This window comes from Pseudomonas svalbardensis, assembly GCF_030053115.1.
Taxonomy (GTDB): Bacteria; Pseudomonadota; Gammaproteobacteria; order Pseudomonadales; family Pseudomonadaceae; genus Aquipseudomonas; species Aquipseudomonas svalbardensis.
The window spans coordinates 160,238-181,980 of sequence record NZ_CP125619.1 but is presented as its reverse complement, the minus strand read 5'-3'; the positions used below and the strand labels follow the sequence as shown (position 1 = coordinate 181,980).

The 21,743-nt window shown below is 59.2% G+C and carries 18 protein-coding genes and 2 pseudogenes; 4 read left to right on the top strand and 16 right to left on the bottom strand.

The window, feature by feature from the left end; translation table 11 throughout:
* Window positions 1-119 precede the first annotated feature (119 nt).
* The 3 genes from QFX16_RS00800 to QFX16_RS00790 all read right to left on the bottom strand — a co-directional run bounded on the left by QFX16_RS00800 (window position 120) and on the right by QFX16_RS00790 (window position 2,543).
* The gene (locus QFX16_RS00800; protein ID WP_283182449.1) at window positions 120-1,595 is read right to left on the bottom strand and encodes a Fic family protein; all 1,476 of its coding nucleotides are present in this window, start codon (window positions 1,593-1,595) and stop codon (window positions 120-122) included.
* Window positions 1,596-1,696: 101 nt separating this feature from the next.
* Complete coding sequence (locus QFX16_RS00795; protein ID WP_283182448.1) at window positions 1,697-1,942, bottom strand: DUF2789 domain-containing protein; 246 nt, start codon at window positions 1,940-1,942, stop codon at window positions 1,697-1,699.
* Between the two features lie 139 nt (window positions 1,943-2,081).
* A complete protein-coding gene (locus tag QFX16_RS00790) occupies window positions 2,082-2,543 on the bottom strand; it encodes an aminoacyl-tRNA deacylase (protein WP_283182447.1) in 462 nt (153 codons plus the stop codon).
* A 241-nt stretch (window positions 2,544-2,784) separates the two neighbouring features.
* Between QFX16_RS00790 and QFX16_RS00785 the strand changes: the two genes are divergently transcribed.
* From QFX16_RS00785 to QFX16_RS00775, 3 genes are all read left to right on the top strand, one after another.
* On the top strand, window positions 2,785-3,315 hold the full coding sequence (locus QFX16_RS00785) for an NfeD family protein (protein WP_283182446.1): 531 nt from the start codon (window positions 2,785-2,787) through the stop codon (window positions 3,313-3,315).
* A gap of 2 nt (window positions 3,316-3,317) precedes the next feature.
* A complete protein-coding gene (locus tag QFX16_RS00780) occupies window positions 3,318-4,076 on the top strand; it encodes a slipin family protein (protein ID WP_283182445.1) in 759 nt (252 codons plus the stop codon).
* A gap of 325 nt (window positions 4,077-4,401) precedes the next feature.
* Window positions 4,402-4,785 (top strand): DUF6124 family protein, encoded by a 384-nt coding sequence (locus tag QFX16_RS00775; protein WP_283182444.1) that lies wholly within the window; start codon window positions 4,402-4,404, stop codon window positions 4,783-4,785.
* Window positions 4,786-4,821: 36 nt separating this feature from the next.
* Here the strand turns inward: QFX16_RS00775 and QFX16_RS00770 are convergent.
* A pseudogene (locus tag QFX16_RS00770) lies at window positions 4,822-5,436 on the bottom strand (hypothetical protein); the annotation flags it as partial.
* A gap of 42 nt (window positions 5,437-5,478) precedes the next feature.
* Window positions 5,479-5,959 (bottom strand): annotated as a pseudogene (locus QFX16_RS00765) (efflux RND transporter periplasmic adaptor subunit); the annotation flags it as partial.
* Window positions 5,960-6,455: 496 nt separating this feature from the next.
* Between QFX16_RS00765 and QFX16_RS00760 the strand changes: the two are divergent.
* Complete coding sequence (locus tag QFX16_RS00760; RefSeq protein ID WP_283182443.1) at window positions 6,456-7,145, top strand: NYN domain-containing protein; 690 nt, start codon at window positions 6,456-6,458, stop codon at window positions 7,143-7,145.
* On the opposite strand, the gene QFX16_RS00755 is transcribed toward QFX16_RS00760, so the two are convergent.
* The 11 genes from QFX16_RS00755 to QFX16_RS00705 form a co-directional block, all read right to left on the bottom strand.
* Window positions 7,126-8,712 carry an efflux transporter outer membrane subunit gene (locus QFX16_RS00755; protein WP_283182442.1) on the bottom strand — a complete coding sequence of 529 codons (1,587 nt, stop codon included), beginning with the start codon at window positions 8,710-8,712 and terminating at the stop codon, window positions 7,126-7,128. The two genes, QFX16_RS00760 and QFX16_RS00755, sit on opposite strands and share 20 nt — an antisense overlap.
* Complete coding sequence (locus tag QFX16_RS00750; protein ID WP_283182441.1) at window positions 8,709-9,779, bottom strand: HlyD family secretion protein; 1,071 nt, start codon at window positions 9,777-9,779, stop codon at window positions 8,709-8,711. The genes QFX16_RS00755 and QFX16_RS00750 overlap by 4 nt, the downstream gene beginning before the upstream one ends.
* Before the next feature lie 26 nt (window positions 9,780-9,805).
* Window positions 9,806-11,341 carry an MFS transporter gene (locus QFX16_RS00745; protein WP_283182440.1) on the bottom strand — a complete coding sequence of 512 codons (1,536 nt, stop codon included), beginning with the start codon at window positions 11,339-11,341 and terminating at the stop codon, window positions 9,806-9,808.
* A 212-nt stretch (window positions 11,342-11,553) separates the two neighbouring features.
* On the bottom strand, window positions 11,554-12,480 hold the full coding sequence (locus QFX16_RS00740; protein WP_283182439.1) for a LysR family transcriptional regulator: 927 nt from the start codon (window positions 12,478-12,480) through the stop codon (window positions 11,554-11,556).
* Window positions 12,481-12,541: 61 nt separating this feature from the next.
* Window positions 12,542-13,408 (bottom strand): ABC transporter permease, encoded by an 867-nt coding sequence (locus tag QFX16_RS00735; protein ID WP_283182438.1) that lies wholly within the window; start codon window positions 13,406-13,408, stop codon window positions 12,542-12,544.
* Window positions 13,409-13,428: 20 nt separating this feature from the next.
* Window positions 13,429-14,289, bottom strand: a complete 861-nt coding sequence (locus QFX16_RS00730) for an ABC transporter ATP-binding protein (RefSeq protein WP_283182437.1) — start codon at window positions 14,287-14,289, stop codon at window positions 13,429-13,431.
* A gap of 5 nt (window positions 14,290-14,294) precedes the next feature.
* Window positions 14,295-15,320: an ABC transporter substrate-binding protein gene (locus tag QFX16_RS00725; protein WP_283182436.1), complete on the bottom strand. Its 1,026-nt coding sequence runs from the start codon at window positions 15,318-15,320 to the stop codon at window positions 14,295-14,297.
* An 18-nt stretch (window positions 15,321-15,338) separates the two neighbouring features.
* On the bottom strand, window positions 15,339-16,235 hold the full coding sequence (locus QFX16_RS00720) for a TauD/TfdA dioxygenase family protein (protein WP_283182435.1): 897 nt from the start codon (window positions 16,233-16,235) through the stop codon (window positions 15,339-15,341).
* A gap of 302 nt (window positions 16,236-16,537) precedes the next feature.
* The gene (locus QFX16_RS00715; RefSeq protein WP_283182434.1) at window positions 16,538-17,905 is read right to left on the bottom strand and encodes an HlyD family type I secretion periplasmic adaptor subunit; all 1,368 of its coding nucleotides are present in this window, start codon (window positions 17,903-17,905) and stop codon (window positions 16,538-16,540) included.
* The gene (locus QFX16_RS00710; protein WP_283182433.1) at window positions 17,895-20,051 is read right to left on the bottom strand and encodes a type I secretion system permease/ATPase; all 2,157 of its coding nucleotides are present in this window, start codon (window positions 20,049-20,051) and stop codon (window positions 17,895-17,897) included. The genes QFX16_RS00715 and QFX16_RS00710 overlap by 11 nt, the downstream gene beginning before the upstream one ends.
* Before the next feature lie 42 nt (window positions 20,052-20,093).
* Window positions 20,094-21,446: a TolC family outer membrane protein gene (locus QFX16_RS00705; RefSeq protein WP_283182432.1), complete on the bottom strand. Its 1,353-nt coding sequence runs from the start codon at window positions 21,444-21,446 to the stop codon at window positions 20,094-20,096.
* Window positions 21,447-21,743 lie beyond the last annotated feature (297 nt).

Genomic DNA, 21,743 nt, shown 5'->3' with positions numbered 1-21,743 from the left:
GAGGTTCTTCGGCACGAGGGGAAACACACACTGTTAGCTTGCTAACTATCAATATGGCATTTGAGGGGAAAGTTGGTCAAGTTTTGAAACAATTCAATTGTCAGACGAATGCTTGCCCCTTAGACATCACTCAACAATCTTCCCGCTTCTCCCTCAATAAAATCTAAAACCTCCTCCGGCACGCTGTACTGAAACTGCTTACGTCGGTGCTTCGAGACCTTGCCGTCGTTGTCCAGACACATCATCACCAGCTTCGACAAATCGCTGCCGCGAACATCGAAACGCTGATTCACCGCTTTGACTACACGGTCGTAACGGTCCAGAAACTCAGTTTCCTCACGCAGTTCGATTTCCAGCGCGCGTCGCGCCATCTGCAATGTGAATTCGACGCAACGGGTGGCGTCCCAGAAGCGATAAATGGACGGGTGGCCGATGAACTCGAAAACCATCTGATCAGCGTCCAGCCAAGTGACATTCCAAAAATCCCGGGCAGGTTTTGAGAAGTCCTTCAGCGCTTCCAGGTAGTTCGCCTCTTCGTGTTTCATGGCCACTGAGACGGGCAGGAGCAACCCATTCTCCAAGGCTCCGGAATGGCAAAGGGTCTGGTGAATCAAGAAACGTGAAAGTCGGCCATTGCCATCCATGAACGGGTGAAGGAAGACAAATCCGAAAGCGGTCACCGCAGCCGCCACCAATGGGTCGACTTGCCTTGAAGACTGATTGGCGAAGTTCATCAACTCTTCCATCAGTTCACGACACAAGTCCGGTGCAGGCGGGACATAGCTGACGCCAGCGGCGCCACGCAGACCGTTATGCAGATGATTCTGTTCGTGGCGAAACAGGACAGCTTTGTCGAAAGGATTGGAAACCGTGCTGTTCTGCAATTCGACCAGATAGTCTTCACTCAACTCGCGCCCTTCATGGGCCTGGCGCAGCAGTTGAACAAAGCGGCGAGATTTTTCTTCGCTGGGTTCTTCTTTCTCGATGGCGAAGGAATCTCGGGTTTCGTGCAGGTAAGCCCAGTTGATGGCGCGGTCCATCATTTCAGGCGGTAATGTCGCCATAAAGGCTTTAGCTCGGCCGAGAATGTCGAGACTGAGCAAGGCTTCGAGTTCAGGAGTTCGTTCTACGGTGGCGCAGTAGCGCATAGAACCCAAGCCGTTAAAATCGACGCGCCAACGGCTATTGCGCAGGGCTGGCCCAGTTACATAGCGCTTGGGATCAAATAGTGGAACAACACTGCCCCGAACCGGCATCGAATACTCAAGTTGTTGCCCGGTGAAGCTCTCCCACAAGAAGCAGGCTTTGCGGATGAACACGCCATTCGGGGATTTGGCCAACTCCTCCAGCAGTTGCTCAGCAGAAACAGCTTCAAGCGCCTGGGCAAGGATGCAGAGGTTGACGCCTTCGTGCTTGAGGGCAAAGAGAATATGCTCAAGCATCGAGCCCTGAGCAGGTGCGACTGACTGGGGAACGGCCAAGCAATCACCGATCAATGTGATTCGAGTGACTGGCTTGATCATCGCTGCGCGTTTGGGTACGAAAGCTTTAAGGCTCAGCGCATCACGGAGGTAGGCGTATCCAACAACAGGCATGGCGAGCGTCCACAGAAAAAATTCACTTGGGCGATTAAAGCCCAGATTTTTTTACCACTCACCAGTTTTTTTTACATTTCGCTATTTACACTCAGATTTTTTTACACCCCCCGCCCCTTCCGCAACAGCACATCCAGCTGATCCACCACCTCAGCCCAATCGGCGTCGTCCAGAATTTCCTCACGCAGTAGCTCCGCTTGGCTCTCGCTCCAGAAGAACGCATCCGCCAGGTGCAATTCGGGTTTGAGCGGTGAATGGGTGGCGATGAATTTATCGATGCTTTCAGCGTCATCAGGCAGGCCGAGTTGTTTGAACAGGTTGGGGAGGCTGTGGGTTGGGGATTCCATGGTGGGCTCCTTTGAAACTGCGTATTGGATAGGTGACCGCGGCGCGGCCATTCGCGAGCAAGCCCGCTCCCACAGGTGACCGCGTTTCCATGTGGGAGCGGGCTTGCTCGCGATGGCGATGTTACTGACGCCGCAAAAACTACTGACTCAACTCGCACACTTCAGCATGTGGCACCATTTTCAGGAATTCCGGCACGCTCATGTGCACCAGGTTGTTGTGGTTACCCGCCTCCAGGTAGATGTCTTTTTGCCGGGTCAGCAGTGGGTCGATGACCATGTCCATGCCATAGGATTCGCCCAACGCAGGCACCGCGCCGCGTTCGCAATCCTGGAACAGATGCGCCAGGGTGCTTTCCCGGGTGATCTGCCATTCGCCACTGCCGCGTACTTTGCTCAGGTCCAGGTGACGACTCGCCGGCAGCACAGCCATCAGGAAATGACCGTGGTGGTCGTCGAGGATCACCGATTTGGCCACCCGTTCGGCAGGAATGCCCGCGACCCGCGCCGTTTCAAGGCTGCTGGCCGAGTGCGGATGGGTGACGATGTCAAATTCGCAGTGAGCCTTATTGAGGCTGTCCTGCACAGTTCTTGCCATACGCATGATGCACCTCGGAGTCCGCAATAGCGTTTCGCGGACAATGGTTAAACTTTTTCTCTCCACTAAAAGTCTAGGCCCGCTGGCGCAATCGCGCGGGAAATCTGCCCGCCGGAACAACGTCAACAACTGATCAAAATTCGTACAATTCAGAGCTCAGCTAGACTGTATGTAACGCGGATCGCCTGAATCTGCACGGTGCTCTCAGGTTCTTCGCGAGCAGGCTCGCTCCTACAGGGAGGGTCACGTGAACACTCGTTGTTGTGCAGTTGCGCTACTGTTGGCCTTGAGCGGATCGGTATTCGCGGCGGACACCGTCGTCTTGCTGGTGCCCAACCCCATCGGGATCTGGCTGATCACGTTCGGCATCGCGTTTCTGATCGCCGAGGCGGCCTTGCCCAATTACGGCGTGATCGGTCTGGGCGGCATTGTGATGTTCGTGATCGGTGCGGTGATTATGACCAACACCGAGGTGCCTGTTCCGTTGATGATCGGCCTGGGCCTGATCAGTGCACTACTGTTGATTTTCCTGCTGATCCACGCCCTGAAAACCCGACCGCGCGAAAACGTCAGTGGCGATTCAGGACTGGTGGGCAGCGTGACCCAGGTGATGTCGCTGACCGGCAATGCCTACAACGGTTGGGTGCACCTGCAAGGAGAAAAATGGCAAGTGCTCAGCGCCACGCCGCTGCAACCCGGGCAAAGGGTCCGGGTGGTGGCACGCAAGGGATTATTGCTGGAAGTGGCCGCGGCTGACGCGGCGCCGGGTGGAGAATAACCATGGGCTTGCAACTGGGTTTTGCCGCGCTGCTGTTACTGGTGATTGCATTGGCGGGGTCGACCTTCCGCATCCTGCGCGAATACGAGCGCGGGGTGGTGTTCCAGCTCGGGCGCTTCTGGCAGGTCAAAGGCCCTGGCCTGATCCTGCTGATTCCGGTGGTGCAGCAAATGGTTCGCGTCGACTTGCGTACCGTGGTCCTCGACGTGCCGCCACAAGACGTGATCACCCGCGACAACGTCTCGGTCAAGGTCAACGCGGTGCTGTATTTCCGCGTCCTCGATCCGCAGAAAGCGATTATTCAGGTTGAAGACTTTCTCATGGCCACCAGCCAATTGGCTCAGACCACGTTGCGGGCAGTGCTCGGTAAACATGAACTCGATGAGCTGCTGGCCGAGCGTGAGCGGTTGAACATCGACATCCAGCAAGTGCTCGACGCCCAGACCGATGCCTGGGGCATCAAGGTCGCCAACGTCGAGATCAAGCACGTGGACCTCAACGAATCGATGGTCCGCGCCATCGCCAAACAGGCCGAAGCCGAGCGGGAACGCCGGGCCAAGGTGATCCACGCCGAAGGCGAATTGCAGGCCTCGGAAAAGCTCATGCAGGCCGCAGAAATGCTCGGGCGCCAGCCTGGGGCCATGCAGCTGCGCTATATGCAGACGCTGAGTTCGATTGCCGGGGACAAGACGTCGACAATCGTCTTTCCGCTGCCGATCGAGTTGCTCAAGGGGATGGCGGATTTGTCGTCCAAGCCCTGACTTTTCCTACAGACACCAACGTCCGGTAATCCCATCGGAGATTTCCTTCAAGTTGTAGCGGTGTTGGTGAACTTGTTCCGGCCCAAACCCAGGTCTAGTCTGGCTTTGTCACTGAATAAACGGTGACACGGACGTGCAAGTCCGACGAAACTGTTTAGGCCGCAATTGCCATGGCTCATTGCTTTATGGCGGCTGCGCGCAGGAGATCTTCGGATCTGCTGGGTGTCCTAAACAGTCCCGGTCTTGCACACCTGCGCACGGCCGCCACCCAATTCGCGTGCAAACGAACGGTGACGGTTCCTACTTACTGTTTAGGGAATTTTATATGTTCAAGGTATCTCCAAATCCGCCAGACAACTCTGGCACCCCGTCCGAAGAATCACTCGAAGACGAAAAACTCAAAGAAGCCGCCGAACGCGCCTTCGCCCACTACTTCCCCCCGACCGCCGAAAAACCGCCCAAACACCGCAAAGGCAACCTCTTCACCGTCGCCCCCGATGTCAACACCGAATCCCTTCTGGCCAACGCCTCCGAAGACCTGCTGTCCATCAGCGCCATCGCTGCCAATCTGGCGGACGATGTGGACGGGACGCGGCGCTCCGTAGCCCTGGCGCTCAGCCGAATGGCCGATGGCGTGCAGTTGCTCGTAGAGCGAGCGCTGGATCATTGGGAGGAGTCGGAGATCATGCAGGCTCGGGTCAAGGTTTAGTCGGGTAGGTTTGTGGTGAATTGACCACCGCCATCGCTAGCAGCGCTCGCTCCCACAGTTGATCTTCAGTGAACACAGCTTCTGTGTACGACCGAGATTCAATGTGGGAGCGAGCCTGCTCGCATTGGCGCCAGTGCCGTCGATACATGACTCAGCAACTAGCGCCTCATAAGGCTCTCGCGCCCAACGCTCCACACGTTCGTGCAAAAGCGCCGTGGCCTCGCGACGCTTGTCATCGCTGTCCCCGACAAACACTTCTGAAGGCCGTTTGGCATGCTGCCCCACCGCCGCAAACACTTGCTCACGCCGCACGTCATCCAATCCAAAAATCAGCCAACCGCCCGGCCATAGCCGTCGGCAATTCGCTGTAATTCACCGCCAACCCGCCAAACGTCCGGCATTGCGCCAACCCTGCTTGCAGCAACCGCCCCAACCGCCATGCGATGAAGTCCTCTCGACCAGCAAACGGCAACTCATCATCGAGCACACTAGCCCCGATCATCCCCGGCACCATGTGCGACGCTCGACGTCGGGCAAGTCGCTGCGCAATAGCGCATCCAGCGGCGGTGCTTCACAGATCACAATGTGGTTGTCGAGTTGAGCGAGCATTTGGCTGATGAGGGTCGAGCCGCACCGAGACGCATGAAAGATGGCGGGGTGTCACCGAACCGGCACCAGTGGACGAGCCATTTCCTTGCGCTCGACGACCTGGCCATCGAACGGCGCCAGCACGCTGCAGCGTTTGACCTGAACCTGATAAACCTGGGATTGCGCCTGAGTCTCGCTGACCTTGGCCTCGGCCCGCGCCACTTCAAAACGCCCGGCCGAATTCAGCGTCGCCAGTTGCTTGTTGTGGGACAGCTCTTCACCAGCGCCACGGCTGGCAGCCAGGGCAGCATTGAGCTGGGCCTGATAAGCCGAACAGTCAAAACGTGCCAGGGTGTCGCCCTTCTTGAACGACTCGCCCTCACTGAACGGCAACTCGACAATACGCCCGGACAACTCACTCGCCAGCACCGCTTGATCCCGGGCACGCAGCACGCCACGGGCCTCACTGCTGGCGTTTGCACTGCCGCTGCTGTCCAGCCAGCGGATCATCGGGCGCAGGCGTTTGCGCCTGTACAACGCACGTTACAAAGGTCAATCCAATAACCCACACACGAACAAGTCGCATAACCGTATCTCCCTGACGGATGAGCGGAGTCTATGACAGCGTGGGTGGGCGTCAAGCAGATAGATGTCCTTTGATAGAAATGTGCTGTTTCAAAATAGACAAATTTCTCAGCACAGATACTTGGGCTTTCCTTCAGTACCTTTCGGTAATAAATCCCACATCAAATTGGGAACATACATTCAATCGATACGGAGAGCAGCGGTGGACACTTCAAACTTTTATCGAAATGCAGCACCTCGACACTCTTCCTGTAGCAATCACTAATAGATCAGGCCAACAACGCCTTGACCATCACCTAGGCCGGTGATCAAAACTGACTCGCCGGCGCTGGAGTGCATGCCGTCGTGCAGCTCCTGGTCAATCGGTGGTTGACGTGCGTGGCGAGCACGACTTAGGATTGCTCCAACTCAACCCCGTACGTAGAGATTCAGTTCTCTGGCAGTTGGGGTGAAGAAACCGGCCTAGGCCGGTTTTTTCGTTTTTGAGGATTAAGTTAGTGCGCACCGCTTTTTTTGTTGATGGCTACAATCTGTTTTACGGGTTGCTCGCGGGCACTCCCTATAAGTGGCTCAACCTCAAAGACCTGCTGGCCCATGTCGCACATATCGAAAACCCGCAAAGCTCAATCATCTCCGTTGATTACTTCACTTCTTCCGTCAAACCGATACTCGCCACTCGGGGCAGAATCTCGAAAGAGGTTCAAGACTCCTATGTGCGAGCACTGAAAGCGACCAAAGTAGCAGTGCACTATGGCCGGCACTCGCTCGAGCCGGCGAAAGCTCCGCGCTTCATAGACAGGAAAACAGGTGCTTCACGTCAAGACAAGGTCGACATTTGGAAGCTTGAAGAGAAAGAAACGGATGTTCACATCGCGATCAGCATGTACCGCACTGCTACCAAGCAAGCCGCTCTTGAAGTGCATGACCGTATTGAACAACTCGTACTGGTTTCCAGCGACACAGACATGACTCCAGCCCTTAAAGCTATTCGCGAAGATTTTCCTGACATAACTATCGGGGTCATTCTTCCTCATCGAGCTGAATTGAACTGTCCTTCACCAGGTTCGCTAAAGGAACATTCCCATTGGATGCGTCGAGTCATCTCCGCAGAAGAGTTGCAGTCACACCAGTTCCCGGAACGCGTGCCTACCCGTAAAACGCCTGCCATCAAACCGGATTACTGGTAACGACGCTAGCCAACGGATACACCGACTCCCATCCCCCACCCAACGCCTTGTATAACCCGACCATCGCCAGCGACACCCCGGTCGAACTCTCCACAAACTGCTCCTGAGTCGCCAGCAACGCGCCTTGCACCGTCAGCACGTTCACGAAATCCACCACCCCTTCCACATATTGCTGTTGCGCGGTACGTAGGGCGATCTGGTTCTGGCGGACGGCTTCGGCGAGGCTGTCGCGACGCAGTTGGCTGGCGTTGTAAGCCGTCAGTTGATCGTCGATTTCATGCCAGGCGCGCAGCACGGTTTGCTGGTAGGCGATAGCCGCTTCCTGTTGTTGGGCTTCGCGCAAATGCAGCACGCCGCGCAGGCGACCACCGTCAAACAGCGGCAGGCTGAATTGCGGGCCGATACCGAACGAACGCGAGCCCCAGGAGCCGAAATCGCTGAGCTGCATGGCTTGCGATCCGATGTTGCCCGACAGGGTTATCCGCGGATAGAAATCACCCTTGGCCACACCGATGCTCGCTGTCGCGGCATGCAGGCGGGCTTCGGCCTGGCGGATGTCCGGGCGGCGTTTGGCCAGTTGCGACGGCAGGCCGATAGCGACCTGACGCGGGGTTAGTGGCACCGGGGCGTCTGTGGATAACTCGGCAGACAGCGCTTGCGGCGGCTCGCCCATCAACAGGCTCAAGGCGTTGATCAGTTGCGACTGGCGTTGCTCCAGCGCTGGCAGGCGCGATTCGATGGCTGCAACTTGCGCGGCAGCTTCGGCAACGTCTAGGTCGGTGGCGACACCGTCGGCCAGGCGCAGCTGCGAGAGTTTCAGGCTATGACGGGCGACGTCGAGGTTCTGCTCGGTGACGGCTCGCGTGCGTTGCACACCGCGCAGCTGAATGTAGTCCTGAGCGGTCTCGGCCAGGACCGACAGCAGCACGCCGCGTCGGTCGTTTTCCGCGACTTCCAGGGTGGCATCGGCGGCTTCGGTTTCGCGGCGCACACGGCCCCAGAAATCCAGTTCCCAGGACGCGGAGAAGCCTGCGTCCCACAGGTTGTAAGCCGAGTCGCCATTGTGTCCCGACGGATCGTTCAAGCCTTCGCCGCTGTTGCGTTTACGCCCGTAGCTACCAGTGGCGGCGGTATTCGGGTAACGGTCGGCGGTGATCACCTGACGCACAGCGCGGCTTTGCTGCAAACGGCTGCTGGCGAGTTTCAGGTCGAGGTTGTCGGTCAAGGCGCGTTGAGTCAGGGCCGAGAGTTTCGGGTCGTGGAACACCTCCCACCAGCGTTCGGCCATGGTCTCGGCGATGGCTTGGCTGGCGGCGGACTTGGACGGTGTCGACCACTCGGCGATTTGCGGTGCCTGAGGCTTTTGAAAATCCGGGCCGACTGTGCAGGCTGAAAGGCTCATGACGACCAAGGCACAAAGGGTGAGTTGAGGCTGGCGGCCTCTTCGCGAGCAGGCTCGCTCCCACAGGGGATCTCCACTTGTGCAGAGATTGCGTGCATTACACAGATCCAATGTGGGAGCGAGCTTGCTCGCGAAGACGTCAGCCCTATCAATGAAAACCTTCATCGTTGCGCGACCTCATGCTCATCGGCGCTGGCGCTTGCAGTATCAATACTCGCCTCAACCGACATCCCCACGCGCAACCGCTCGACCAATGCCTGACCCGGATCAAGGACGATTTTCACCGGAATCCGCTGCACCACCTTGGTGAAGTTACCGGTGGCGTTGTCCGGCTTAACCGAGGCGAACGTCACACCCGTGGCCGGTGCGATGCTCTCGACGCGACCGCTCAGGACCTCGCCGCCGAGGCTGTCGACACGCACTTGCACGTCCTGCCCCGGCTGCACGTCGGTCAGTTGGGTCTCCTGAAAATTGGCGACCACATAGGCCTGCGCAAGCGGCACCACCGCGAGGATTTTGCTCCCCGGCGTGACATAGGCACCGACCCGAACGGCGCGCTCGCCGACCATACCGTCCTGAGGTGCAACGATGCGGGTGTAGGAGAGCTCGTAGCTGGCCATTTCCAGCGCCGCTTGCGCCCGTTTCAACCCTCCTTCAGCCGCGTCACGCTGGGCGGTGAGGACTTCCACCTGCTTGCGCTCCGCCGCCAGCATCGCCGTCACGATAGCCAACCGCGCGGAAGCCTGATCGATGCGAGTCCGCGCTTGTTGAGCGTTCTGCACCGTGCCGGCGCCCACCCCGGCGAGATGGTTGTAGCGATTCAGTTCATGCTCGGCGAAGGCCATTTCAGCCTTGGCCGACACGACCGTGGCCTGGGCCTGAGCGATCACCGAAGCCTGACGCTCAAGGGTCGCACGGGCATTTTGCAGTTGCGCCCTGGCCACCAGGGTTTCAGCGTCTGCCGCTTGGGCGGCGGCACGCAGATCACGGTCATCAATCAACGCCAGCAACTGCCCGGCCTTGACCTGCTGGTTGTCCTCCACTAGCACTTCCTTGATGAACCCGGCCACTCGCGGCACCACCAGCGTGAAGTCCGCCGAGACAAAGGCGTCATTGGTGTTCTGCTGCGTGCGTTTGCCGAACAGGCCGGGCGCCAGCCAATAAACCAGCACCCCGAGCGCCACCACCACGGCGACGCCAACGGCCACTTTTTGCTTTGATTGAGTCGTCATAAAAACCTTCTGTTTCAGTGAAGCATTCAAGTTGGCGCGCGCGGCGGATAGATCCGCGTCGGCAGCCAGAAAATCAGCAGGATCAGCGCCAGCGCAACGCCGGCCATGCACAGATAAAGATCCGATGCCGTCAGCACCACGGCCTGCTCATGCAGCCGGTGGGCAAGGTCCGGGCTGTCGCTGTCGACCAGGGGTGAGTTGCCGAGGCTGTCCACCAGCATCACCGAGTGAAAATGCAGCCTTGAGGTGGTCAACGCCTCCAGTACGCCGGTGGCGACCACCGCCGCCAGGCCTTTTACGGTGTTGAACCAGGCCGAAGCGAAGGGCCCTTCCATCGGGCTGATGCTGCCGGTGGAAAGCATCAACAGCGGCAGCACCGCCATCGGCTGACCGAAGATTTGCAGCAGTTGCAGCACGTAGAAGTCGTCGCGAATCCACACCGACGTCAGCTGCGACCCACCGATGCAGGACAGCGTCAGCATGCTCAGGCCGAACCCCAGCACCCAGCGGCAATCGACCCAACGCAGGTTGCACAACGCCGCCACCAACGGCAGCGCGATCAACTGCGGCAACGCTGCCAGCAGCATGATCGGCGCGGTCTGAACCGGGCGATAACCTTGCACCTGCGCCAGGTAGCTGGACGGAATAATGATCACCGCCAGCAACACCACCAGCACCCCGGCCAAGGTCAGCAAGGCGAACGACAGATTGCGGATGCCGAGCATCTGCATCTTGAAAAACGGCATTGGCTGCGACCATTCATTGATCAGAAACAACACCAGCAACAGCGACCCACCCCCGAGTAATCCGCAGATCAGGCTCGACTCGAACCAGTCCAGCCGATTGCCTTGCAAAATGCCGATCACCAGCATGCAGATCGCCGGGAACCCCAGCAGCAAGCCGCGCCAGTTGAATTGTTTGAAGCGCTCCAGGCGCAACGGGTCCTGGGGCAAGCCATACGCCACCGCGACCGTGGCGATCAGGCACGGTGCGATGATTTGCCAGAAGGTCCACTGCCATCCGACGTGTTCGGTCCACAACCCGGCCAGCGGAGTGCCGAGCCCTGGGCCGAACGTCGCGCTCAGGGCATAACCGGCCAGACCATAAAGCTTCACGTTGGCCGGCAAAAAACGCAGCGCGACGGTCATCAGCATCGGCGGCAACGCACCGCCCGCCAGGCCTTGCAAGGTGCGCATGACCAGCAGGCTTTCGTAGTTTGGAGCGAACGGGCACAACACGCCCAACAGGGTGAATGCACTGATGGCGCAGAGGGTGAACCGGCGCAGCGAGAACGTCACCGAGCACCACGGCGCGAAAGCCATGGCCGCCACCGAGGTCGCGGTGTAACTGGCGACCAGCCAGGTGCCTTCGTCGTAGCCAATGGCCAATGCGCCGCGGATGTCGGCGAGGGCAACCTTGGTCACCATCTCGTTCAGGCCCGACACCATCACCGCCAACAACACGCCCACCAGACCGATGATGATCCGCGGACCAAAGACCGGTGGCGTGACGGCAGCCGGGCTGGCCGCGGCGAGAGGTGCCGTGACCGTGAGGGAAGTCATGACTGCAAGCTCCGGGATTTGAATACCGAAGCATTTTAAGAAGCGTGAGGGCTTACGAAAATTGACTTATTGGCAGCTTATAAGTGCGCCCCATGCAGCAATACAAAACCCTGTGGGAGCGAGCTTGCTCGCGATAGGGCCATCACATTCAACATTAATGCTGACTGATCCGACGCTATCGCGAGCAAGCTCGCTCCCACAGGGGTGAGTGATCAGCTTGAGGAAGGTTGTGTTGCCAGCCACGTCTCGTCGCAACAGGCCTTGAGGGTTTCGCGCAGCCAGCGATGGGCCGGATCCTTGTCGAAACGTGGGTGCCAGGACTGGGTCAGCATTATGGTCGGCAGCGGAATCGGTAGCGTAAACGAGCGCAGCTTCAGACCCAGGCGCTGGACGCTCAGCAATGCCTCCTTGGGCACCGGCAGAATCAAATCGGAATCAGGCAAGGCAAACATCGCGGCATGGAAACTCGGCGCAATCACCGCCACCCGCCGCTCCAGCCCCAACGCATTGAGCGCGGTATCAATCGGGCCACGGGCGATGCCGCGGCGGGACATGCTGATATGGGAAAACCCGGCGAAACGCTCGGCCGTGATCTCTTCATCGAACAGCGGATGGTCTTGGCGAACCAGGCCCACAAAGTGGGTAGAGAACAGATTCTGAATCTTCACTTCCGGGGTTAGCGGCCGGGTATTGCTGATGCTCAGATCGATCCGCCCTTCGCGTAGCGCCTCGTCATCACCATCGCCTTCCGGCACAAAACGCAGTTCACAGTGCGGCGCCTGACGATCCAGGGTGTCGAACAGTTTCCCGCCATAAACACCGACGAAAAAGTCATTGGCTCGAATGCTGAACCGACGGCACAACGTGCCCAGCTCCACCGCATCGGCCGAACGAAACAACAGCGCCGCCTGCTCCACCACGTCACGCACCTGCTCGCGCAACGCCAGCGCCTTGGGCGTCGGCACCAAACCACGGCCGGCGCGCACTAGAATCGGATCGCCGATGGCCTCGCGAATGCGCGTCAGCGTCCGGCTCATCGCCGCCGGGCTGAGGTTCATGCGCCGCGCGGCGCCCACCACACTGCCCTCGTCGAGCAAGGCGTCGAGGGCGACCAACAAGTTCATGTCCGGGAGTTGCATGCTGAGCACTCGTGTCTGATCTGGATTGAGTCAGACGCAATGCTAGCAGATCAAACATTGTTCAACGCTGCATCCCCCAACGCTTCACCGTGACCCGCTCCAGCGTACTGAACACCAGGTTTTCCACCAGCAAGCCGATCAGGATCACGACCGCCAACCCGGCAAACACCTTGTCGGTGTACAGCTCATTGCGGTTCTGGAAGATGTACCAGCCCAAGCCGCCCTTGCCACTGGTGGCACCGAACACCAACTCAGCGGCGATCAGCGTGCGCCAGGCAAAAGCCCAGCCGATTTTCAGCCCGGCGAGAATCGATGGCAGTGCTGCCGGGATCAGAATGAACAGCACGAAGCGCATGCCTTTGAGGCCGTAATTACGCCCGGCCATGCGCAGGGTTTCCGAGACGCCAAGAAACCCGGCATAGGTGTTCAAGGCCAGCGCCCAGAGCACCGAATGCACCAACACAAAAATCAGACTGTTCTGTCCCAGGCCGAACCACAGCAGCGCCAACGGCAACAGCGCAATCGCCGGCAGCGGGTTGAACATCGAGGTCAACGTACTCAGCAGATCGCGACCGAACTGCGTCGACACCGCCAGGGTGGTCAGGGCAAACGCCAGGACGATGCCGATCAGGTAGCCCTTGAGCAGCACCACCAGCGAAATCCACACCTTGCCCAGCAACTCGCCACTGAGCAAACCGTCATACAGCGCGCTGCCGGTTTGCAGAAAACTGGGCAGCAACAGGTCGTTGTTCTGAACACGGGCAACCACTTCCCAAAGCACCGCGAGCAAAATCAGGATCAGACTTTTACGCACCCAGCCCTGTTGCCAGAGGCGCTGACCGAGCGGTAATTCACGTTCCAGCGGCACGCTCGTCAGCGGCGGCAACACCGTTTCAAACTCTTCACGCGGGGATGATAAAAGGCTCATCGGGCACTCCTCTCAATGGCTCAATAAGCGATGCGGATGTCGGAGAAATCCAGCTCACGCTCGGTTTGCGGGGACTGACCTTCATCGAACAACAACCGATGAATGCGCCGCGCCGACTCCTGAAAGGCCACGCCGCCGAGGCTGTGCAAGTCGTATTGATGGCTGTGGACTTCCGCCCGCACCCGCCCCGGATGCGGCGACAGCAGCAGGATTCGATTGCCCACCACCAGCGCTTCTTCGATGGAGTGCGTGACGAACAGCAGCGTGAAGCGTACTTCTTCCCAGAGCAGCAGCAATTCTTCCTGCATCTTGCGGCGAGTCAGCGCATCGAGGGCGGCGAAGGGTTCGTCCATCAAGAGGATTTTCGGCTGCATGGCCAGCGCACGAGCAATCGCCACCCGCGCTTTCATGCCGCCGGACAAGGTATGCGGGTAGGCGTCGGCAAACGCCGCCAGACCGACCTTGTCCAGGTAGTGCAGCGCTCGCTCCTCGGCCTCTTTGCGCTTGAGGGTTTTCGAGGCAAGCAGCGGAAACATCACGTTCTGTTTGACGGTTTTCCACGGCGGCAGTTGATCGAATTCCTGGAACACCACGATCCGGTCCGGCCCCGGGGCATGAACGGTTTGCCCCTGAAGACGGATTTCCCCTTCACACGGCTGAATGAACCCGGCGACCGCCTTGAGCAACGTTGATTTGCCGCAACCGGACGGACCGAGCAGCACAAAGCGGTCCGCCGGATCGATTTCAAAACTGACCTGATGGGTCGCACGAACCACCCGCTGAGGCGTGCGGTATTCGAGGCTGGCGTTGTCGACCGACAGCAGCGCTTGGGCTGCCGCGATCGGTTTGCTGACCGTGTGGCCTTGCAAAGGGGCGTTCATCTCGGTCAGCTCCCTTGCAGCGGTTTGGCGTCCTGGAAGAAGTAGTCCTTCCACGAGTCCGGTTTGTTTTTGATCGCGCCGACGCGGTAGAGGAATTCGGCCAGCGGGTAAGTATTTTTCGGCGTGACGCTGAATTCGAACTGCGGGTTATCGATGATTTTCAGCAGCGCGGCACGATCGATTTTGGCCTTGGTGACACGGATGTACGTGTCCGCCGCCGCACCTTTATCGTTCTGGGCAAACTCGGCCGCCTCAGTCAGCGCCTGGACGAACGCCTTGTAGGTTTTCGGGTTCTCGTCGCGGAATTTCTCAGTGGCGAACAGCACCGTCGGCGAGTTCGGGCCGAGCACGTCATTGGAGTTCAGCACAACGTGGACGTTAGGGTTGGCCAGCTCTTGATCCTGGAACGGCGGGTTGGAAAAGTGTCCGGTCAACTCGGTGCCGCCGGCAATCAGCGCCGCCGTGGCGTCGGGGTGCGGAACGGCGATGGTGTACTTGTCGAGGCGATTGAATTCCTTGTCGCCCCACTGCTTGGCGGCCGCGTATTGCAGGATGCGTGACTGCACCGACACGCCGACCGCCGGTACCGCGATGCGGTCCTTCTCGGTGAAGTCAGCGATGGTTTTGACCTTGGGATTGTTGCTCACCAGGTAGTACGGGAAGTTGCCGAGGGAGGCGACGGCTTTGACGTTCTGCTTGCCGTGGGTGCGGTCCCAGATGGTCAGCAGCGGACCGACGCCCGCACCGGCAATATCAATGGAACCGGAGAGCAACGCATCGTTGACTGCCGCCCCGCCGGAGAGCTGAGTCCAGTCGACCTTGATGTCGATGCCTTCCTGCTTGCCGTACTTCTCGATCAGGTTTTGATCGCGCACCACATTGAGCAACAGGTAAACGATGCCGAACTGCTCGGCGATGCGAATTTCACCTTCAGCGTGGGCCACGGTCGGCGCCACCAGGCTGCTGGCGATCAGGCTGAAACCCAGGCCAATGGCCGCGGCCAGCGGTGCAAATGGAAGACGTTTGGACATGAGAGTTTCTCCGACAAATCAGAAAGGCGCGTCGCCCTGGATGGTGGTGCGATACAACTTGCGGCGCAGGTAGCTTGGGCATCCGGCGGCGAGATGAATCAGCGAACGGTTGTCCCAGAACACCAGGTCGTGGGCCTGCCATTGATGGCGGTAGATGTTTTGCGGCAGCACGCTGTGGGCGTAGAGCTCGTCGAGCAGTTGCTTGCTTTCGTCTGCCGGCAAACCAACGATGCGGGTGGTGAACCCCTCGCTGACGAACAACGCCTTGCGGCCGTTTTCCGGGTGAGTGCGAACAATCGGGTGGACCACTTCAGCGACCTGAGCCAGTTGCTCAGGCGTCAGCGTCGGGCGCCAGTTGCCTTCGAATTTGGTCTCGCTGTAACGCGCCGTGTAGGAGTGCGCGGCCGACCGACCTTCGACGGCTTTACGCAGCGCTTCGGGAAGGTTGTCCCAGGCTTTGTGCATGTCGGCGAAGAGCGTGTCGCCGCCCTCGGACGGTAGCTCCTGGGCGTGCAGCATCGAGCCCAGGCTTGGCAGTTCTTTATAGGAAAGGTCGGAATGCCAGAACTTGCCGGCGTCACCGAGGCCAATGGACTGGCCGTTTTCAATGATGTTGGAAACGATGAGGATTTCCGGATGCCCGGCCAGCAGGAATTGCTTGAGCACATGAATCTGCAACACGCCGAAACGGCGGCTGAAGGCGATGTGCTGCTCGGGGGTAATGCGTTGGTCGCGGAACACCACGACGTGATGATCCAGGTGCGCGCGGTGGATGCGGGCGAAGTCCTGATCATTGATCGGGCGGGACAGGTCGAGGCCGATGATTTCGGCACCGACGGCGTCACTGAACGGGCGGATGTCGAAGGTTTGCGGCGCGATGTTCGCGGCGCTTGGGGAAGCCGTTGCTGCAGACATAAATCACTCCCACGCACGGCACGCTCAAGGGCGCGCGCGTCGATCAAGAAACTCACGGAGGTCCCGTGTTGGTTCGTGTCGTGCGGCGCGCCGATTGGTCGGCAGGTACGCAGGGGAGTGACTTTATAGATATAAGAACTGAAATTTAAATACCGTTAGCGAATAACGATATGGCATTTGGTTGCGCCGCTCTTGAGGCCGTCTTCGCGAGCAGGCTCGCTCCCACAGGGAATTTGTGACCGGCACAGAACCCATGTGGGAGCGAGCCTGCTCGCGAAGAGGCCGTCAGCCGCGCAAGAGATCTACCGCTCGTGCAACGCCTCTGCCCGCGCCCGAATAATCGGCTTGAGCAGATAGCTGAGAACGGTCTTCTTGCCCGTGATGATATCCACCGAAGCCACCATCCCCGGGATGATCAGCAAGGGCTTTTCATCCGTCCCCAAGTGGCTGCGGTCAGTGCGCAGCTTGATGATGTAGTAAGTGGTTTTCTTGTCTTCGTCGGTGATGGTGTCGGCACCGATCTGTTCAAGCTTGGCCTTCAGCCCACCATAAATGGTGTAGTCATACGCCGTGAACTTCACCGTCGCTTCCTGCCCCGGATGCAGGAAGGCGATGTCTTGTGGGCGAACTTTCGCCTCTACCAGCAAGGTGTCGTCCAGCGGCACGATTTCCACCAGGTCGCTGCCCGGCTGAATCACGCCGCCAATGGTGTTGACCAGCAACTTGTTGACGATGCCGCGCACCGGCGAGGTGACCATCGTCCGGCTGACCCGGTCTTCCAGCGCTTTGCCGGTGGCCTGGGCCTTGTTCAGATCAGTGCGTGCTTCATTGAGTTGAGTCAGTGCTTCGCTGCGGAACTTGCCACGGGTCTCGTCGATTTTGCGCTGCACTTCCTTGATCGCCGATTGGGCGCGAGGAATGGCCAGGGTGGTCGCGTCCAGTTGCCCGCGGGTTTCAACCTCGGCACGCTTGAGCCGCAGCACTTCAACCGGCGATACCGCGCCCTGGGCCACCAACGGCTCGGACATGTTGATTTCCTGACGTTGCAACGCGAGCCCGTTGCGGTACTGCGACTGCTTGGAAGTGAACTCGCGCAGCTCTTGCTGACGCTGGATCAACTGTTCCTCCAAACCGCCAATTTCATCGTGCAGCTGCTGACGGCGGCTGATGTACAGCGACTCTTCGCTGGCCGCCTGACCGGGTACGGCTTTCAGCACATCGGCGGGGAAGTTCAGCGGACGGTCGTCGACTTCCGCGCTCAAGCGTTCGACTCGCAGCAGCATCGACAGCCGATCGGCTTCGGTTTCGCCGACGTTGGAGGCGAATCGCGTGTCGTCCAGGCGAATCAGCGGCGCGCCGGCCTCGACGATCTGCCCTTCGGTCACGAACAACTCGGAGACGATACCGCCCTCAAGGTTCTGGATCTTCTGGATCTTGGACGAGGGAATCGCCTTGCCGTCGCCCTTGGTGACTTCGTCGACCACGGCGAAGTTGGCCCAGAGCATCAGGAACACGAAGAAGCCGATGATCGCCCAGATGGTCAGCCGCACCACGCGTGGGGCGTCCTCGATCAGCGCTTTGTTGACCTCGGGAAGTGGTTGGCCATGCAGCGACTCGGAGCCTTTGAAATAACGGCCGATCGAATTCTTGAAACCCGACTTAAGCAACACTGATCTGCCCCTTCTTCAACGCTTCCATCACGGCGGCTTTCGGGCCGTCGGCGATAATCTGCCCGCGGTCGATGACGATCAGCCGATCCACCAGCGACAACAGCGAAGCCCGGTGCGTCACCAGCACCACGGTTTTGTTTTCAACCACCGCCACGAGGCGTTGCTTGAGACGTTCTTCACCGGTGTTGTCCATGGCGCTGGTCGGTTCGTCGAGCAGCAAGATCGGCGGGTTGAGCAACAACGCACGGGCCAGGGCAACGTTCTGGCGCTGACCGCCAGACAGGTTCTGCCCACGCTCGCCGACTTGTAGCTCATAACCTTGCGGGTGCAGACGGACGAATTCGTGGACGCCGGCCAACTCGGCAGCTTGCAGCACCATTTCGTCTTCGACATAACGCGCGCCCGACACGAGGTTGTCGCGCAGCGTGCCGGCCAGCAGCTGGATGTCCTGGGCCACGTAGCCAATGTTGTGGCGCAATTCGCTGACGTCGATCTGACGGATATCGACGCCATCCACCAACAGGGCGCCATCGTCCGGCTGGTAGAGGCCTACGAGCAGTTTGGCCAGGGAGCTTTTCCCCGAGCCGCTGCGACCGATGATGCCGATCTTCTCGCCAGGCTTGATGATCAGGTTGATGTTCTTCAGCGCCGCGTTCTGTTGGTTCGGGTAGGTGAAGTTCATCTGCCGGCATTCGATGGCGCCTTGCAGCACCTTGCGGCTCAGTGGGCGTTCCTCGAAGTTACGCTCTTGCGGCAGCTCCATCATCTGATCGACCGAAGTCATGGTCACCCGCGCTTGCTGGTAGCGCGTCAGCAGACCAGACAGCGAGGCCAGCGGGCTGAGCGCGCGGCCGCTGAGCATGTAGCAGGCGATCAAGCCGCCCATGCTCAGGTGACCGTCGATGATCTGGTACACGCCGAAGACGATCATGATCACCCCGGCCAGTTGCTGGATCAGCAAGGTGATGTTCATCGCCAGACCGGAGAGCATTTTCACCCGCAGCTCGAGGCGGCTGAGGGTGCCGATGGTCTGCTCCCACTGATACTGGCGTTCGCTTTCGGCGTTGTTGACCTTCACTGCATCGAGGCCAGCGAGGGTTTCGATCAGGCTCGACTGCCGCTCGGCGCCCAGCGCCATGGTTCGCTCCATGGTCGCCACCAGTGGCTTCTGCAAGGCATAGCCGATCAGCAGGGCAATCGGGAACGCTAGCACCGGAATCCACACCAGATGCCCGCCGAGAATCGCGATGACCATGAAGATGAGCAACGTAAACGGCAGGTCGATCAGGCTGGTGAGGGTCAGCGAAGCAAGGAAGTCCCGCAGGCTCTGAAACTCATGGATGTTCTGGGCGAAGCTGCCGACCCGTGCGGGACGGTACTTCATGGCCATGCCGACGATGCGCTCGAACAACGTGGCCGAGATGATCAGGTCGGTTTTCTTCCCGGCCAGGTCCAGGCAGAGGCTGCGCAGGCTCTTGAGGATCAGGTCGAACAGGTACGCCCCGGTGATGCCGATGGCCAACACCCACAGGGTGGATTCGGCCTGGTTCGGCACGACGCGGTCGTAGACGTTCATCACGAACAGCGGAGCGGCCATGGCAATGACGTTGATCAGGAAACTGGCGGCGATGGCGTCGGCGTACAGCCAGCGCGAGCGCTTGAGGGTGTCGCGGAACCACGAGCGCGCGCGCGGGATCAGCGTGCCGTGATTGACGTCGTATTTATGCTGGGGTTGAGCGAAGAACACTTTGCCGGTGTAGTCATCGGCCAGCAGTTCGCGGCTGACGACACTTTCGCCACCGTCGCTTTCACTGATCAGCAGGCGCGCCTGGTCGTCACCTTGCCAGCCAAGCAGGACGGCACTGCGACCATCCTTGAGCAGCAACAGCGCCGGCATGGCAATCGCCGGAATCTGCTCCAGCTTGCGTACCAGCACCCGCCCTTGCAGGCCGGCACGAGCGGCCGCGCGGGGCAGCAGTTCAACACTCAGGCGCTGCTTGGGCAACGGCAGGCCGGTGGTCAACATCGCGGCGCTGGCCGGTTTCTGATGCAGGGTGCAAAGAGCCAGCAAGCCGTCCAGTAATGGATCGTCGTGCAGCGCGCGTGGATCATGAATGAGTTGAACTCGACTGACTTCTGATTCCACGCTCGGCACTCTTGGCTAACAATTGAACAATGAAGGTTCTGCTCAATTCATCCCGGGCAGTTGAACCTTAGGCTTCACGTCGTTTTGCACAACGGATGCCAACGGTGCGACCACTCCCTGGCTCTTGAGCAACTCGCCCATGGTCGCCTTGATTCGGTACTGAGTAAATAACTGAATGTTCTTGATCTCCGCCAGGCGACGAGAAGCCGAGAACAGCTCGTTTTCACTGTCGAGCAGGTCGAGCAAAGTGCGCTCGCCGAGACCGAACTGCTTCTGATAGGCGGTGCGCACGCGGGTGCTGTGATCGACATATTGCTGGGCGATCGGCACTTGGGCATTGGCGTTGTTCAAGGCATTCCAGGCCAGACCCAGCTCTTCGTTCAACACGCGCAAGGCGTTGTTGCGAATATCCAGTGCCTGGTTGGACAGGTAGGACTTAGCTTCCAGATCAGCCTTGTTGCTGCCACCGGCATACAGATTGAAGCGCATGCGCAACATGGCCTGCCATTCATTGCTGTGACCGTTCTGGCCGTCGAGATCATTGTCGGCACTGCGACCCAATTCGGCATCGAAGCGCGGGTAGAAGCTCGACTTGGCGGCTGCGTACTGTTTCTCGGCAGCGGCAATGTCAGACTCGGCGGAACGCAGGGTCGGGCTGTTTTCCAGCATCTGCGCCCGGGCTTCATTCAGGTTGGCCGGCAACAGCGCCATGAAGTCGGAAGGACGCTCCAGCTGATCGGGCATCTGGCCAACGGCGCTGAGGAAGTTGGTCTCGGCGTCAGCCAGGTTGGTTTGCTCGGTGATCAGGTTGTTGCGGGCCTGAGCCATGCGCGCTTCGGCCTGGTCGAGGTCGGCGCCGCTGCCCACGCCGCGCTGGGTGCGCAGTTTGATCTGGTCGAAAATCCGTTCGTGGCTCTTCAGGTTGTCGGTCGCCAGGCGCACGAACTCACGGCGGGTCAGTACATCGAGATACACCTGCGCGACGGTGAGCGCGGTGCGTTCGGACGTGCCCAGCAAAGAATAAGCGCGGGAGTTAACGGTGGCTTGTTGACGCCCCACTTCACTCGACGTCGCAAAACCGTCAAAAACCATTTGCGACAACCGCACACTCGACTCGCTGCGATTCAGGGTTTCCCAGTGATTGTTGTTGCCGGCGGCACGCGTGGTGACGCTGTCAGTGCCTTCGCGACCATAACCGCCCAGCAGATCGACCCGTGGGAGGTATCCACCTTTTGCTGCCTTTAACTGATAATCCGCGGCCAATCGACTGTTAACGCCTGCCTGGATTTCCGGATGGACATCCAGTGCCTGTTGCATGGCTTCCGGAAGGGTCTGCGCCTGAACAAAACTGGCGGCTACGGCGAAGGGTAAAGCCTTGAGCATGTGCAAACGCATTTTTGGAATTTCCCGGAATTGCTTGTCTTGAATCACTGCAGAACGTGCCGCTGCATCGGGTGATGACAACTGGAATGACCGTATGTCGGAAAGTTGAATGTTGGAACTGAATCACACTCTGCGAGAGCGGTCGGCGCCGAAATATCAATGTGACATTACGGGGGCGATTGTTTAGGATGACATGCGCAAGGTCAATAGTTTGGCATAAAGTTTATAGCGAAAGAATATAGCCAATTTGTTGACGAATAACCGCGTCAAAGTTGCACCTCTAATACCTTGAAAGTACGTCCAGACTGG

Bases quoted from the DNA above. Each gene is read 5' to 3' on its own strand.
- QFX16_RS00800 (WP_283182449.1), bottom strand. From the start codon at position 1,595: ATGCCTGTTGTTGGATACGCCTACCTCCGTGATGCGCTGAGCCTTAAA.
- QFX16_RS00795 (WP_283182448.1), bottom strand. From the start codon at position 1,942: ATGGAATCCCCAACCCACAGCCTCCCCAACCTGTTCAAACAACTCGGC.
- QFX16_RS00790 (WP_283182447.1), bottom strand. From the start codon at position 2,543: ATGCGTATGGCAAGAACTGTGCAGGACAGCCTCAATAAGGCTCACTGC.
- QFX16_RS00780 (WP_283182445.1), top strand. From the start codon at position 3,318: ATGGGCTTGCAACTGGGTTTTGCCGCGCTGCTGTTACTGGTGATTGCA.
- QFX16_RS00775 (WP_283182444.1), top strand. From the start codon at position 4,402: ATGTTCAAGGTATCTCCAAATCCGCCAGACAACTCTGGCACCCCGTCC.
- QFX16_RS00755 (WP_283182442.1), bottom strand. From the start codon at position 8,712: ATGAAGGTTTTCATTGATAGGGCTGACGTCTTCGCGAGCAAGCTCGCT.
- QFX16_RS00750 (WP_283182441.1), bottom strand. From the start codon at position 9,779: ATGACGACTCAATCAAAGCAAAAAGTGGCCGTTGGCGTCGCCGTGGTG.
- QFX16_RS00745 (WP_283182440.1), bottom strand. From the start codon at position 11,341: ATGACTTCCCTCACGGTCACGGCACCTCTCGCCGCGGCCAGCCCGGCT.
- QFX16_RS00740 (WP_283182439.1), bottom strand. From the start codon at position 12,480: ATGCAACTCCCGGACATGAACTTGTTGGTCGCCCTCGACGCCTTGCTC.
- QFX16_RS00735 (WP_283182438.1), bottom strand. From the start codon at position 13,408: ATGAGCCTTTTATCATCCCCGCGTGAAGAGTTTGAAACGGTGTTGCCG.
- QFX16_RS00730 (WP_283182437.1), bottom strand. From the start codon at position 14,289: ATGAACGCCCCTTTGCAAGGCCACACGGTCAGCAAACCGATCGCGGCA.
- QFX16_RS00725 (WP_283182436.1), bottom strand. From the start codon at position 15,320: ATGTCCAAACGTCTTCCATTTGCACCGCTGGCCGCGGCCATTGGCCTG.
- QFX16_RS00720 (WP_283182435.1), bottom strand. From the start codon at position 16,235: ATGTCTGCAGCAACGGCTTCCCCAAGCGCCGCGAACATCGCGCCGCAA.
- QFX16_RS00705 (WP_283182432.1), bottom strand. From the start codon at position 21,446: ATGCGTTTGCACATGCTCAAGGCTTTACCCTTCGCCGTAGCCGCCAGT.